The following is a 13,531-nucleotide window of genomic DNA, read 5'->3' as shown; positions in this document are numbered from 1 at the left end:
CGCCGGCATCCAGTCGCATGGAAACGCTGCGCCGGCCCGCCTCGCCGCGCGCGACGTCCCTCCGCGGGCCGGAGCCTCTTCATGAATCAATGAATTGCAAAAATCTGCAATTAGCTACATGCTGTGTTGGCCTGCCCGCGGGTAGCTCGGGCGGGGCATCGGAGGACGCCGTGGCGTCTCCGCGATGTCGGGGCAGTGGGCAGCGAGGGAGTCCGAGGGGCGTGCCGGTTTCGCTGCGTCAGGGCTTGACAGTGGTGTACGCGCCGGTGGGTGGGGACGTGGCGGAGTTGATACGGGCCGCGCTGCGGATCTTGACCGAACTGCCGTCCGGGCGGCACGAGTTGCTGACCGCGTTGCGGGAAACCGAGGTCTCCGTCCGGTGAGCGCGTTGCTGGCCCGCTGCTGGGGCCGGGTGCGGTCGCTGCTGCCGGCCCGTGCCGATTTCGTTGTCATGGGCCGTGATCCGCGTCGTGATCTGCTCGCCGGTCTGACGGTCGCGATCGTGGCGTTGCCGCTCGCGCTGGGCTTCGGTGTCTCCTCCGGGCTCGGTGCCGAAGCCGGTCTGGCGACCGCTGTGGTGGCCGGGGCGCTGGCGGCGGTGTTCGGCGGCTCCAACCTCCAGGTGTCCGGGCCGACCGGGGCGATGACGGTGGTACTGGTGCCGATCGTGGCCCGGTACGGGCCGGGCGGGGTGCTGACGGTCGGGCTGATGGCGGGTGTCCTGCTGCTCGTGCTCGCGCTGCTGAGGGCCGGCCGGTACATGCGCTACATTCCGGCGCCGGTGGTGGAGGGCTTCACGCTCGGCATCGCGTGCGTCATCGGTCTTCAGCAGGTGCCGAACGCCCTGGGAGTGGCCACACCGGAGGGTGACAAGGTCCTGGTGGTGGCCCTGCGGGCGGTCGAGGAGTTCGTACGGGACCCGAACTGGACCGCCGCCGCCCTCACGGTGGGCGTGGCGGCCGTGATGCTGCTGGGTGCGCGGTGGCGCCCCGCCGTACCGTTCTCGATCGTCGCCGTGATCGCCGCCACCCTCATGGCTCAGCTCTTACACCTGGACGGCGCCGCTCCGATCGGTGACCTGCCCTCCGGACTGCCCGCGCCCTCGCTGGGATTCCTTGATCCGTCCGCGCTGGGGTCGCTGCTCGCCCCGGCGGTCGCGGTCGCGGCGCTGGCCGCGCTGGAGTCGCTGCTGTCGGCGACCGTCGCGGACGGGATGACGGTGGGGCAGCGGCACGACCCGGACAGAGAGCTGTTCGGGCAGGGCATCGCGAACCTGGCGGCCCCGTTGTTCGGCGGGGTCCCCGCCACCGCGGCGATCGCCCGGACCGCTGTCAATGTCCGTACCGGCGCCCGGTCGCGGCTCGCCGCCCTCACCCACGCCGCCGTTCTGGCCGTCATCGTGTTCGCCGCGGCCCCGCTCGTCTCCAGGATCCCGCTGGCCGCGCTGGCCGGGGTGCTGCTGGCGACCGCGATCCGGATGGTGGAGGTCGGCACACTGCGGGCGATGGCCCGTGCGACCCCTTCGGACGCGATCGTGCTGACGCTGACCGCCGTCGCCACGCTCGCTCTCGACCTGGTGTACGCGGTGATCATCGGTCTGGTCGTGGCGGGCGCGCTGGCGCTGCGGGCGGTCGCCGGCCAGGCCCGGCTGGATCAGGTCGACTTCACTGCGGATCTGCCCGGCGGGCACAGCGAGGAGGAACACGCGCTGCTGGCCGAGCACATCGTCGCGTACCGGATCGACGGGCCACTGTTCTTCGCCGGCGCCCACCGCTTCCTCCTGGAACTCTCCGAGGTCGCCGACGTCCGCGTGGTGATCCTGCGCATGTCGCGGGTATCGACGATCGACGCCACCGGCGCCCTGGTCCTCAAGGACGCGGTGGAGAAACTCAACCGGCGCGACATCGCCGTGATGACCTCCGGGATACGCCCCGGACAGCGGCGCGCCCTGGAATCGGTCGGCGCTCTGGATCTGCTCCGGCGGGAGGGCCGCGAGTACGCGACCACACCGGAGGCCATCGCCGGGGCCCGCGCCCACCTCCACCGGGCCGGACTCTGGCCCACCGCCCCTGCCGCCGTTCCTGCCGCCACCGAAGAGGCTTCCCGATGACCATCCCCTCCCCGAGCTGGTGGCCAACAGAGTCCAGCACGCCGCCGCGCTGTCGCCGCTGGATCACACTTCCCCTGTGAAAACCGAGGCAGCAGCCGATGACCCGTCAACCGGCGCTATACCCCCCGTCCTGGCCCGGGGTGGCAGCGCCTGAACTCGCCGCGGTCCCCGCGATGACACCCGCTGCAAGTGATACGCAGCAACGACCAAGACCCTGAAGGTCAAGTGCAGCCCGTCCGGCATCAAGGCCGGCACAAAGGTGCGCGGCATCCGTCTGGTGGACGGTGTGGACGGACACGACATCGACTGCAGGATCGACGGGTTCGGCCCCATGCAGCTCAAATCCAGCGTGGTCAAGACCTGACCCGGCCGGTGTCTGTGCCGTCGGCCACCGCGGCCTCGCCCGGCTCCTCCTTGCGCAACCCGTCGAGTGCAGGTGCTCCGGCGGCACACGCCCCGGTGCGGGGCCGGGCGGGGAACTACGTGGTGGGGTGGGTCAGGTTTTTTGGCAGAACGGGGATTTGCCCATGGTGGACTCGATGCCGCCGAGGATCAGGGCCTGGAACCGGTCGGCGCCGGGGAAGGTGCCGTCGGTGGTGAATGCCTTGGCGTCATGGCCCAGAGTGGTAAGCCAGGCGCGTCCGCCGTCGTAGTACTGGCACCAGGCGACGGGGTGGTGGCGGCCGTGTCCGGGGTGGCCCTGGTTGCCCGTGGCGCCGTTGGCGAGGGTGGACTCGTCCACGGAGGCCAGGACGCGGACCTTCGAGGGGGCGGGGACGAGGTTGTACCACTCGTCGGTGAAGTCCCAGCGGGCCGGGAGATCCGCGGTGGAGGAGTCGCGGGGGTTGTGCACGAGGACCGTGCCGCGCTGGGCCGGGCCGTGGTCGTAAAAGTTGGCGCCGCCCAGCAGGCCCTCGTACCAGGGCCAGTTGTACTCCGTACCGAAGGCGTTGTGGATCCCGACGAAGCCTCCGCCGCCGCGGAGGTACTGGCGCAGGGAGGTCTGCGCGGCGTCGTCGAGCGCGTCGCGGCTCGTGGAGTAGAAGACCACCGCGTTGTACCGGAAGAGCCGGGCGGGAGTGGCGAGTTGGGTGACGTCTTCGGTCCAGTCGACGGTGAAGCCGTTCTCCGTGCCCATCGTGACCAGCGCGTTGTGTACGACGTTGGCGGGGGTGAGCGTGGGGTTGAGGCCGGTGCCGAGTGCGGGGCCGAGGTTCGCGTGGCGGGGGCCCGCGGTCCGTGTGTAGAGGAGCACCCGGTAGCCGTGGGTGGCCGGGGAGAAGTTGCCCCAGTCGTGGTAGCACCTGGCGTTGGTGCCGCGGCAGACCCCGTAGTCGGGGGCGCCGAGTTCCTGGGCTCCGGCTGCGGCTCCGGCCGCGGTTCCGGTTCCGGTGGGTTCCCCGGCCCCCCGCGCGGACGCCCGGAGGCCGAGGACGCCGGCCAGGGCGATCAGGAACGTGGCACCGACCGCGGCCACTACGGACAGTGTCGTACGTGCGGGGCGTGGTCTGGACGTCATGGCGGCCGGTCCTCTCACTGGACGACGATCTTGCCGGTGGACTGGGGGAAGACCGGGTCGTTGTAGAAGTACTCGCCGGGCTTGCCGAAGGTGTGCGTGTACGACTGGCCCGGCATCAGCAGCCCGGTGTCGAACTCCGCGTCGAAGAAGGCCGCCGCGCCGTGTGCCTGCCGGTTGCCGGCGGGGTTGGTGAAGGTGACGGTGGTGCCGGCCGGGACCGTCAGGTGCTGGGGCGCCATGGCGTTCTGGGCGACCGTGTTCTCGGTGGTGCCGGGGGCGCCCGTGGCGGTGCTCCAGACACGGCCGAGGGTGACGGTGTTCTGTGCCGTCGCACCGGTGACGGCGGCGGTACGGATCTGGTTGCGCCGGGACGGGGCGGTGGGCGCGGGGGCCTGCCCGACCTCGCCGCCGAGCTTGAACGCCCAGAGGTGGTCGCCGCGCGGGATGTCGGGGAAGGGGAGTCCGTTGCCCCCGGCGAGCACGGCGATGTACTGCTCGCCGTCGATCTCGTACGACACGGGGATGGTGTTGACCCCGGCGCCGCACTGCCAGGTCCACAGGGTCCTGCCGTCGGTGTCGTCCATCGCTTCGAGCACACCGTCCGGGCGGCCCTGGAGGAGGACACGGCCCGCGGTGGTGAGGATGCCGTTGCCGTGGGCCAGTGACCAGGGGCCCTCCTTCCGCCAGCCGACCGTGTTGGTGCGGGGGTCCATCGCGACGAGGCCGCCGCCGAACAGCTCACCGAGGGGCCGGGCCGTGTTGACACGTCCGCCGCGGGTGTTGGAGTAGGAGGAGTTGACCAGGCCGTAGCCGACGTAGACGTATCCGGTACTCGGGCTGAAGGAGGGGAAGCCCCAGTCGGCTCCGCCGCCCGCGCCCGGGAAGATGATGGTGGCCCGGTCCCAGAAGACCTCGTACAGACCGCCGGTCGGATAGAAGGGCACGGGGCGGGTCGTGCTGTCGAGTTCCGGATACGGGGAGACGAACGGCTCGCCGCCGGGGAAGGGCTGCGTGGGAGAGGTCTTCTGGAGGGCGTGCTGGGGGACCTGGCGCTCCTCCATGCCGTGGATCGCCTCGCCGGTCCGCCGGTCGAGGATGTAGTACCAGCAGGTCTTCGAGCCGTAGACGACGACCTTGCGCTTCCTGCCGTCGATGAGGAGGTCGGCGAGCACCGGCGCCATGACGTTGTCGGCGTCCCAGATGTCGTGGTGGACCGACTGGAAGTGCCAGCGCCGCTTGCCGGTCCTGGCGTCGATGGCGACGATCGCGTTGGCGAAGAGATTGTCGCCGCCGCGCGAGGAGCCGTCGGTGCGGGGGTACGGGTTGCCGAACGTCCAGTAGACCAGGCCGAGTTCGGGGTCGACGGCCGGATGGATCCAGGGGACCGCGCCGCCGGTCTTCCAGGAGTCGCCCTCCCAGGTGCCGTGTCCGAACTCCCCGGGTCCCGGCGGGCCCCAGAAGGTCCACACCACCTCGCCGGTCCTGGCGTCGAGCGCGTATCCGCGGCCGCGCGCGCCGGCCGTCGAGCCCTCGGTGCCGATGTAGAGCAGGCCGTCCCAGTGCACGACCGCGCCGGCCAGGCCGCCGCTGTTGCCGCCGCACTGGCCGCTGTCGTTGTCGCAGCCGCCGTCGCCGCCGTTGTCCTCGACGATCAGCGGCTTCCGCCAGACGATCGCGCCGGTCCGCCGGTCGAGGGCGTAGACGATGTTGGCGCCCGAGATGGTGAAGACCTTGCCCTCCGCGACGGCGACGCCGCGCATGTTGGTGGTCTCGTTGCCGAGTTTCGTCCGCCAGAGCACCTCGCCGGTCCTGCCGTCGACGGCGAAGACGTTCTGCTGGGTGGTCTCGACGTACAGCACACCGTCCTGGACGACGATGGTGCACTGCTGGTACGCGCCGGTGGAGCCGCCCTCCAGGTTGATGTGCCAGGCGCCGCCCAGCCTCTTGATGTTCCGCGGGGTGATGCCCCGGAGTGTGGAGTAGTTCTGGTTGCCGTAGTTCCCGCCCACTTTGGGCCAGTTGGCGCCGGTGGTGCCGAGTGCGGCGGACTGCGGGGGCACCGGGAGCGCGAGGCCCGAGGGCGCGTCGGGGGCGCCCTTCGAGGCCGCTTCGGCGGTGGAGGCCAGGGAGGAGACGGTGGCGGCGCTGCCCGCCGCGGCTGTCAGGAGAAAGGAGCGTCTTTCCATCGTTCAGTCGCCTCGATTCGATCAAGGTCCGCTGGATGGGTTGAGCGATCCGCAGAATGGGTTGGTGTGAGGTGAGGTCACGTTAGGGACGGCGGTGCGTCCATGACAAGACACGCGGCAGAGGATTTCCGGGCGGTACGGGTCGAGCGGGCGGTCCGGGTCAAGCGGGCGCTACGGACGCGTTGCCGGGGCCACCAGGTGGACCGGCACCATGGAAGGCGGCATGGGGCTCTTGTTACGGCGCCCCTGTCCGGTCTCCTCCCACGCGTGTGCCAGGATTCCGACACTGCGGCTCAGTACGAAGAGACCGCGGGCCAGCGGCGCGGCGAAGCCCAGTTCGGCGTAGATGACGGCGGTGGCGCCGTCGATGTTCATGGGCACGGGCTTCCTGCCCTCGCGCCCCCGGTTGAGCCGTGTCTCCACGGCGCGGGCCGCCCGCAGATGGGCGCCCTCCACCAGGCCGTCCGCCACCGCCCGGTCCACCAGGGCGAGCAGCGGGTCCCGGCGCGGGTCGCGGGGGTGGAAGCGGTGGCCGAAGCCGGGCAGATAGCGCGAGCGGTCCCGCCACTCGCCGACCACCTCCGCGACGGCGAGGTCGAACTCCCTTCCGCTTCGGTGCCGTTCGGTGATCTCGCTCAGCAGGTGCACACACTGCTGGCCTGCCCCGCCGTGCACATCACCGAGCATGTTCACCCCGGTGGCCACGGCGCTGTTGAGCCCCACCCCGCAGGTGGCGGCCATCCGGGCGGCGGCGATCGAGGGCGCCTGCGGTCCGTGGTCGACGCCGGCCACCAGCGCGGCTTCCAGGAGCCCCGCCTGTTCGGGGCGGGGCAGTTCGCCCCGGAGCAGCAGCCAGATCGTCTCGACGAAGGTCGCGCGGCCGATCAGGTCCTGCACCGGGTGTTCGCGCAGTTCGATGACGCCGGGTTCGATCCGGCTGACGGCGGTCGCCCACCACTGCGCCACCAGTCCGTCCTGGGGCCCGGCCGTCATGATGCCTGGGCCTCGGTGGAACGGCGGTGTGCCCGCCAGCGTGCGATCAGCCGGTCCCGTTCCCCGCCGTGCTGGTCGAGCAGCGGCGGCGGGGCCTGCGGCGGGAGGGGTTCGCCGTTGACCAGGACGCCGTTGCCGCTGACCCTCAGGGTGCGACCGGAGCCGTCCGGATAGGGCAGGTCGGTGAAGAATCCGCGGTGCGCCAGCTGCTCCAGTTCCACGGCCTCGGGGACCGTCAGGACGCGGGCCGCCGGGACCCCGGCCGCGGACAGTGTGGTCTCCCACTCCAGGGCGGTCCGCCGGCGCAGCGCCGCGTTGAGCGCGGTGTTGAGTTCCGCGCGGTGCCGTTTGCGGGCCTCGCGTTCGGCGAAGCGCGGGTCGTCGATCAGCTGGGGCAGCCCGGCGACACGGCAGAGCGTGCGGAACTGCTCCTGCCGGTTGGCCGCGATGTTCAGTCCCCCGTCGGCGGTCTCGAAGGTCCCGGACGGGGCGGCGGTGGCGTTCTGGTCGCCCATCGGTTCCGGACCGACCCCGCTGACCAGGTAGTTGGAGACGGCCCAGCCCATCGCGGAGAGGGAGACCTCCAGCATGGAGACGTCCAGCCGGGCCCCGTGGCCGGTCCTCTCCCGTCCCAGCAGGGCCGCGCTGATCGCGAGGGCCGCGCCGAGGCCGCCGAGCGAGTCGCACACGGGGAAGCCCACCCGCAGCGGGGCGGTGTCGGTGGTGCCGGTGATGCTCATCATCCCCGAGAGACCCTGGATGATCTGGTCGTAGGCGGGTGCGGCGCTCATCGGCCCCGACTGCCCGAAGCCGGTGATCGCACAGCTGACCAGGCCCGGGTTCAGCTCGCCCAGCCGGTCGTCGCCGTATCCCATCCGGGCCAGCACCCCGGCCCGGAAGTTCTCCAGCAGGACGTCCGCGCCGCGCACCAGTTCCTCGAAGGCGGCCCGGTCGCCGGGGTCCTTGAGGTCGAGTACGAGTGATTTCTTGCCGGCGTTCTGGGCGAGGAACGACGCGCCGACACCGGCCTTGTTCAGCTCCGGATCAGGGCCGAGACTCCGCGCGAGATCGCCTCTGCCCGGCTGTTCGACCTTGACGACCTCGGCGCCGAGGAGCATGAGGTGGTAACTGCAGTACGGTCCCGCGAGCACATTGGTGAGGTCGAGTACGCGGATTCCTGAGAGCGGTCGTTCGGGCATGCACCGGCTCCTTCTGGCGGTTCCAACGGCTTCCGTGCTTCCTGGGCGTTCGTGCGGTCTGTGCGGATGTCGCGGTGTCTTCCGACGCGCGGTCATCTCGACGGGCTGAGCGGGTGGTCGAAACCCTGCTCGGACATCTGGCGGGCGACTTCGGTGAGCGCGGCGGCGAACCGCTCGACGGTGGGCTCGGGGAAGCGGTGGCTGGGTCCGCTGAGCGAGAGCGAGGCGACGACGGCTCCGCCGCGGCCGACGACGGGGACCGCGACGGCTGTGAGGCCCTCGTCGCGTTCGCCCCGGCTGACCGCGACACCGCGCTCCGCCGCCAGGTCCGCCCACACCCGCAGCTGCCGGGCATGCCCCTCGCCGTGCGGGGAGCCCGCGGCGATCCGGTGCAGCAGGCCGTCCGATGCCGTACGCAGCAGGATCTTGGACGAGGCGCCCGCCCACAGCGGGAGTTCGTCGCCGACCCGGACGACATGCCGCAGCGGCTGCGGGCTCTCCTGCTGGGCCACACAGACGCGGGACAGACCGCGCAGCATGAAGAGGTTGACCGTCTCCCGCTGCTCCTCCGCCAGCTCGCGCATCAACTTGCGTGTCTCACGGGGCAGTTCCCAGCTGGTGTGCGCGAGATGGGCCCAGCGCCACAGACCGGGCCCCGCGGTGTAGCCGGCCGGGGTGTCCCAGAGCAGACCGCTCTGTTCCAGGGTCTGCACCAGCCGGACCACCGTGGTCTTGGCCAGGCCGGTGGCATCGACGATCTCCCTCAGGGTGACCGTCGGCCGGTCCTCGGTCAGCAGTCCCAGGATGTCCAGAGCCCTGCGCACACTGCGCACCCCGGCCGGCTCGGCCGCCCGCTCATGGTCGGTGTCGCTCACGTGCCTTCTCCATCCGTTTCGTAACTTCCTCGAACAGCCCTCTTGTCACCGCGAGTTGGCGCCCGTACGTTACACGCCGACCCACAGAGCAGTCCACCAGTACCACTGAGCGGTTTTCTGGGAGATCTGATGCTCGATTCCCTTCTCAAGGCCGGCCTGGACGCGACCGTGGCCGAAGCGCCTCCTCATATCGCCGGCCAGTGGGGTGGCGACGGCCCGGCGGTGATCCGTACCGGCCCGTATCTCCGGCGAGGTGTCAGCCGGACGTCCACCGCGACCGGCGAGGAGATGGCCCGCGCCCTCGCCTACGCCCGCTCCTCGGCCCGTACGGTGGGCGGTCTCGCGCCCGCCCTGCGCGCCGACATCCTGGAGCGGGCGTCCCGCGCCGCGACGGCCCACCGCGAGGGGCTGGCCCGCCTTCTCGCCCTGGAGCTGGGCAAACCGGCCAAGGACGGACTCGGCGAGATCGACCGGGTCGCGGACACCTTCGCGGTGTGCGCGTCGGAGGCGCGCCACATCGGCGGCGAGACCCTGCCCGTCGCGGGCTGGGCACGCGGCGTCGGCAACACCGCCTTCACCTATCGCGCACCGGCCGGGGTGGCCCTCGCCATCACCCCCTTCAACGCGCCCGCGAACCTGCTCGCGCACAAGCTCGGCGCCTCTTTCGCCGCGGGCAACACCACACTCGTCAAGGCTCCGCCGCAGGCACCGGCCGCCACAGCCGCGATCGTGGCGCTGCTCCTGGAGTCGGGCATGCCCCCGCAGGCGGTGCAGTTGCTGCACGGCGGCGCCGAGGTGGGTGCGCTGCTGTGCGCGGCCGACGAAGTGGCCGTCATCAGCTTCACCGGCAGCGCCGCGACCGGCCGGGCCGTCGCGCGTGCCGCCGGGGCCAAGCGCCTGGTCCTCGAACTGGGCGGCAACGCCGCCACGATCGTCTGCGAGGACGCCGATATCGGGCAGGCCGCGAGGGAGTGTGCCCGCACCGGATACAGCAATTCCGGCCAGAGCTGTGTCTCCGTCCAGCGCGTCTATGTCCACCGCTCCCGCTACGGCGCCTTCCTCGACGCGTTCACCGCCGCCGTCGACACCCTGAAGGTCGGCGACCCGCTCGACCCGGCCACCGATGTGGGCGCGATGGTCGACGAGGAGGCCGCCGAACGTGTGGTCCGCTGGTCGGCCGAGGCCGCCGCCGCCGGCGCCCGCGTCCTGCGCGGCGGCACCCGGGACGGCGCCACCGCACGGCCCACCGTCGTGGCGGAGCCCCCGCCGGACGCCTCGGTCGTGGTCCACGAGGTTTTCGGAGCGCTGGTCGCGGTGCTTCCGTACGACGACTTCGCCGCGGTCATCGACACCTGCAACTCCAGTCCCTACGGGCTGCAGGCCGGGCTGTTCACCCGTGACATGGGCCGGATCATCACCGCCTGGCGCGAACTGGATACCGGCGCGCTGATCGCCGGCGGCAGCTCCAACTACCGCCTCGACCATGTGCCGTTCGGCGGGGTGAAGGACTCCGGCTTCGGCCGGGAGACCCCCCGCTCGATGATCGACGACTACACGGTCGTCAAGACCCTCCTACTGCGCGGCCTGTCCGTCTGGGGCGACACCACCGCCCTCGACACCACCGCCGTCAACGCACCCCTCACCGACCGGGAGACCGACGTATGACCGTGACCGCCGCCGAGGCCCTGGTCGGCCAGCTGGAGTCGTACGGCGTCGAGTACGTCTTCGGCACCTGCGGCCACACCAACATCGCCCTGCTGGACGCGCTCGGCCCCAGCCCGATCGAGTTCGTGATCGCCCGCCACGAGCAGACCGCCGCGCACGCCGCCGACGGCTACGCCCGCGCCTCCGGAAAGCCCGGTGTCCTGCTCACCCATGTCGGCCCCGGCATGATGAACGCGGTCACCGGAGTGGCCACCGCCGCCCTCGACTCCATCCCGCTGATCGTCATCTCCGGCGACATCCCCTCCTACTACGCCGGCCGCCACCCGCACCAGGAGGTCAATCTCCACGCGGACGCCGACCAGACCGCCATCTACCGGCCGTTCACCAAGAGGGCCTGGAATGTCCACCGCGTCCAGGATCTGGCCCGTACGACGGAACGCGCGTTCTGGACCGCGACCTCGGGGCGGCCGGGGGCGGTGCTCGTCAACGTCCCGATGGACCTGTTCAACCGGCAGGTGGAGGAGTACGCCGACGCGTACCCGCTGCCCGGCGGCGCCGCGCTCCCGGGGCTCGACCGGGACACGGCCGAGCGCATCGCCCAGTCGCTGCTGACCGCCGAACGCCCGCTGATCTACTTCGGCGGCGGACTGCGTGAACCGGCCGCCCGCCAGGCCCTGTCGGCGCTCGCCGAGCACCTCGACATCCCGCTCGCGCACTCGCTGATGGGCAAGGGCACCCTGCCCGACAGCCACCCCCTGCTGCTCGGCATGCCCGGCTTCTGGGGCCTGGAGACCACCCACGCCCACACCAGGGGCGCCGACGTGGTCCTCGCGCTGGCCACCCGGTTCGCGGAGACCGACGCCAGCTCGTGGGACCCGGCGTACACCTGGACCTTCGGTGACCGGCACAGCCCGCCCAGCGAGCTGATCCAGATCGACATCGATCCGGCGGAGATCGGCCGCAACTACCCGGTCGCGATCGGTGCCGTCGCGGATGCCGGGGACGCGGTACGGGCCATCGGCGAGGCCGTACGGGCCGCCAGGCCGGAGCCGCTGCGCCGGGCCGGGCTGCGCGACACCATCGCCACCGCCCGGCGGGCCGTCTTCGACACCGCCCGCGAGGACGGCCGCGGCGACGACTTCCCGCTGCGGCCCCAGCGCATCCTCGCCGATCTGCGGGCCGCGCTGCCCGACGACGCGGTGCTCGTCACGGACGTCGGCTGGAACAAGAACGGTGTCGCCCAGTGCTACGAACTCCCCGACGGCGGGCGCTTAATCACCCCCGGCGGGGCCTCGACCATGGGCTTCGGACCCGCCGCCGCGGTGGGCGTACAGCTGGCCCGGCCGGACCGCGTGGTGGTCGCGCTGATCGGCGACGGCGGGATGAGCGCACAGCTGCCCGCGGTGCCGATGGCCGTCGAACAGGGTCTGCCCGTCATCTTCGTGGTGATGAACAACCGGGCCCACGGCACCATCGCCGACCTCCAGCTCTCGTCGTTCGGCCGGTCCTACGGCTGCGCGTTCACGGATGCCGAAGGACGGCCCTACAGCCCGGACTTCGCACTCCTCGGCCGGTCCTGCGGCGCCGACGGACACTCCGTCACCGCGCCCGCCGGCCTCGCCAAGGCGCTCACCGACGCGATCGCGCGGCGCAGGCCCGCCGTCATCGACGTACCGATGGTCAACGAACCCGTGCCGACACCGGGCCACTGGAACATCAAGGACATCTTCCGCGGGTCCTTCGCCGACTGACCCGCTCCCCCGCAGCTTCCCGTCCCGCTCACAACGAGGTGACCTCATGACCCGCAGCAGCACCCCACGACCACCCACCACCACCCGGGCCGCCGTGTGCGCCGCCGCCGTGCTGGCCGCCGCCCTCACCGCGTGCGGCGCGCCCGGCGAATCGGCCGACAACACCGGGGCGTCGTCCGGTCCCATCAAGGTCGCCGTCGTCAACGCGCAGAGCGGACAGCTCAGTTCACTGGGCGACTGGGAGTACAAGGGTGCCAGGCTCGCCGTCGACGAGTGGAACAAGAAGGGCGGCATCGACGGCCGCACCGTCCAGCTGAAGCTCTTCGACGACCAGGGCGACCCGACCACCGGGACCAATATCGCCCGCAGGCTGGTCAGCGAGAAGTACGTCGCCATGATCGGCACGGCGGAGAGCGCGGTGACCATCGCCATGGGGCCGGTGCTCCAGCAGGCGAAGATCCCCAACATCACCTCCGGCCAGTCCGACGGCCTGGTCGCGCTGAAGAGCCCGTACCTCTTCCTCAACGGGCCGACCAGCACCACCTACGACACCACGCTCGCCCAGCACCTGGTGACGGACAAGGGGTACCGGAAGATCGCCATGATCACGAACAACGGCTCCTTCGGGAAGGGCGAGCACGACGCGTTCCTCACCTCCGTCAAGGGGCTCGGGGTGACCCCGGCCACCGACCAGGTGGTCACCACCGACCAGAAGGAGTTCAGCGCCGCGCTGACGAAGATCCGCTCGACGAAGCCCGAGGTCATCTTCATCGGCTCGGAGGAGGTCGAGGCCGGGCTGATCGTCAAGCAGGCCCGGGACCTGGGCATCACCGCGCCCTTCGCGGGCGCCGCGCCGCAGGGCACCCCCGTCTTCATCGACACGGCGGGCAAGGAAGCCGCCGAGGGCACCATCGTCAGCTCCCCCTATCTCAGCAATGACGTCAGTGACGCCTCGAAGAAGTTCGCCGCCGCGTACCTGGCCGCCTACGGCGAGGAGGCGGAGATGCACGGTGCCAAGGCGTACGACGGGGCGAACATCCTGCTGAGCGCGCTGGAGACCAGCAAGGGCGCGGTCGGCGAGGAACTCGCGGACGCCATCCGCGCCACCCGCTACCAGGGCCTGCTGGGTGACTTCCGGTTCGACGGGACGGGAGTCGGCATCACCAGGACCACCATCGGTGTCATCCGCGACGGCAAGCTCGTCCCGCAGCAGTAGGCCCGAGGAGCGCCGAC

At 71.4% G+C, this 13,531-nt stretch carries 10 protein-coding genes and 1 pseudogene; 6 read left to right on the top strand and 5 right to left on the bottom strand.

Going from position 1 to position 13,531, the window contains the following annotated elements:
* The first annotated feature begins 221 nt into the window (after positions 1 to 221).
* The 3 genes and pseudogenes from DVK44_RS36585 to DVK44_RS34605 form a co-directional block, all read left to right on the top strand.
* On the top strand, positions 222 to 383 hold the full coding sequence (locus DVK44_RS36585) for a hypothetical protein (RefSeq protein WP_162794225.1): 162 nt from the start codon (positions 222 to 224) through the stop codon (positions 381 to 383).
* Positions 380 to 2,110 (top strand): SulP family inorganic anion transporter, encoded by a 1,731-nt coding sequence (locus tag DVK44_RS34610; protein ID WP_114664558.1) that lies wholly within the window; start codon positions 380 to 382, stop codon positions 2,108 to 2,110. The genes DVK44_RS36585 and DVK44_RS34610 overlap by 4 nt, the downstream gene beginning before the upstream one ends.
* A 208-nt stretch (positions 2,111 to 2,318) precedes the next feature.
* Positions 2,319 to 2,474: pseudogene (locus tag DVK44_RS34605) on the top strand (PhnA domain-containing protein); the annotation flags it as partial.
* Positions 2,475 to 2,606: 132 nt separating this feature from the next.
* Here the strand turns inward: DVK44_RS34605 and DVK44_RS34600 are convergent.
* The 5 genes from DVK44_RS34600 to DVK44_RS34580 all read right to left on the bottom strand — a co-directional run bounded on the left by DVK44_RS34600 (position 2,607) and on the right by DVK44_RS34580 (position 8,882).
* A complete protein-coding gene (locus tag DVK44_RS34600) occupies positions 2,607 to 3,629 on the bottom strand; it encodes a ThuA domain-containing protein (protein WP_114664557.1) in 1,023 nt (340 codons plus the stop codon).
* A 14-nt stretch (positions 3,630 to 3,643) separates the two neighbouring features.
* Positions 3,644 to 5,815, bottom strand: coding sequence for an outer membrane protein assembly factor BamB family protein (locus DVK44_RS34595; protein WP_114664556.1), 2,172 nt, complete (start codon positions 5,813 to 5,815; stop codon positions 3,644 to 3,646).
* Positions 5,816 to 5,986: 171 nt separating this feature from the next.
* Entirely contained in the window at positions 5,987 to 6,808 is an 822-nt protein-coding gene (locus DVK44_RS34590) for a citryl-CoA lyase (protein WP_114664555.1), read from the bottom strand.
* A complete protein-coding gene (locus DVK44_RS34585; protein ID WP_114664554.1) occupies positions 6,805 to 8,007 on the bottom strand; it encodes a CaiB/BaiF CoA transferase family protein in 1,203 nt (400 codons plus the stop codon). Before DVK44_RS34585 ends, DVK44_RS34590 begins: the two co-directional genes overlap by 4 nt.
* A 92-nt stretch (positions 8,008 to 8,099) precedes the next feature.
* A complete protein-coding gene (locus tag DVK44_RS34580) occupies positions 8,100 to 8,882 on the bottom strand; it encodes an IclR family transcriptional regulator (RefSeq protein ID WP_228447498.1) in 783 nt (260 codons plus the stop codon).
* Between the two features lie 129 nt (positions 8,883 to 9,011).
* Here DVK44_RS34580 and DVK44_RS34575 point away from each other — a divergent pair, with 129 nt between their 5' ends.
* From DVK44_RS34575 to DVK44_RS34565, 3 genes are read left to right on the top strand one after another with little or no spacing between them, the layout of a single operon-like run.
* A complete protein-coding gene (locus DVK44_RS34575) occupies positions 9,012 to 10,547 on the top strand; it encodes an aldehyde dehydrogenase family protein (RefSeq protein ID WP_114664553.1) in 1,536 nt (511 codons plus the stop codon).
* The gene (locus tag DVK44_RS34570) at positions 10,544 to 12,298 is read left to right on the top strand and encodes a thiamine pyrophosphate-binding protein (RefSeq protein WP_114664552.1); all 1,755 of its coding nucleotides are present in this window, start codon (positions 10,544 to 10,546) and stop codon (positions 12,296 to 12,298) included. The genes DVK44_RS34575 and DVK44_RS34570 overlap by 4 nt, the downstream gene beginning before the upstream one ends.
* A 46-nt stretch (positions 12,299 to 12,344) precedes the next feature.
* Entirely contained in the window at positions 12,345 to 13,514 is a 1,170-nt protein-coding gene (locus DVK44_RS34565; protein ID WP_114664551.1) for an ABC transporter substrate-binding protein, read from the top strand.
* Positions 13,515 to 13,531 lie beyond the last annotated feature (17 nt).

This window comes from Streptomyces paludis, from assembly GCF_003344965.1.
In the GTDB taxonomy this organism is placed as follows: Bacteria; Actinomycetota; Actinomycetes; order Streptomycetales; family Streptomycetaceae; genus Streptomyces; species Streptomyces paludis.
Note: the sequence above shows the minus strand (reverse complement) of the source record. Positions and strands in the feature narration are given on the sequence as shown.

Bases quoted from the DNA above. Each gene is read 5' to 3' on its own strand.
- DVK44_RS34585 (WP_114664554.1), bottom strand. From the start codon at position 8,007: ATGCCCGAACGACCGCTCTCAGGAATCCGCGTACTCGACCTCACCAAT.
- DVK44_RS34570 (WP_114664552.1), top strand. From the start codon at position 10,544: ATGACCGTGACCGCCGCCGAGGCCCTGGTCGGCCAGCTGGAGTCGTAC.
- DVK44_RS34590 (WP_114664555.1), bottom strand. From the start codon at position 6,808: ATGACGGCCGGGCCCCAGGACGGACTGGTGGCGCAGTGGTGGGCGACC.
- DVK44_RS34565 (WP_114664551.1), top strand. From the start codon at position 12,345: ATGACCCGCAGCAGCACCCCACGACCACCCACCACCACCCGGGCCGCC.
- DVK44_RS34600 (WP_114664557.1), bottom strand. From the start codon at position 3,629: ATGACGTCCAGACCACGCCCCGCACGTACGACACTGTCCGTAGTGGCC.
- DVK44_RS34575 (WP_114664553.1), top strand. From the start codon at position 9,012: ATGCTCGATTCCCTTCTCAAGGCCGGCCTGGACGCGACCGTGGCCGAA.
- DVK44_RS34595 (WP_114664556.1), bottom strand. From the start codon at position 5,815: ATGGAAAGACGCTCCTTTCTCCTGACAGCCGCGGCGGGCAGCGCCGCC.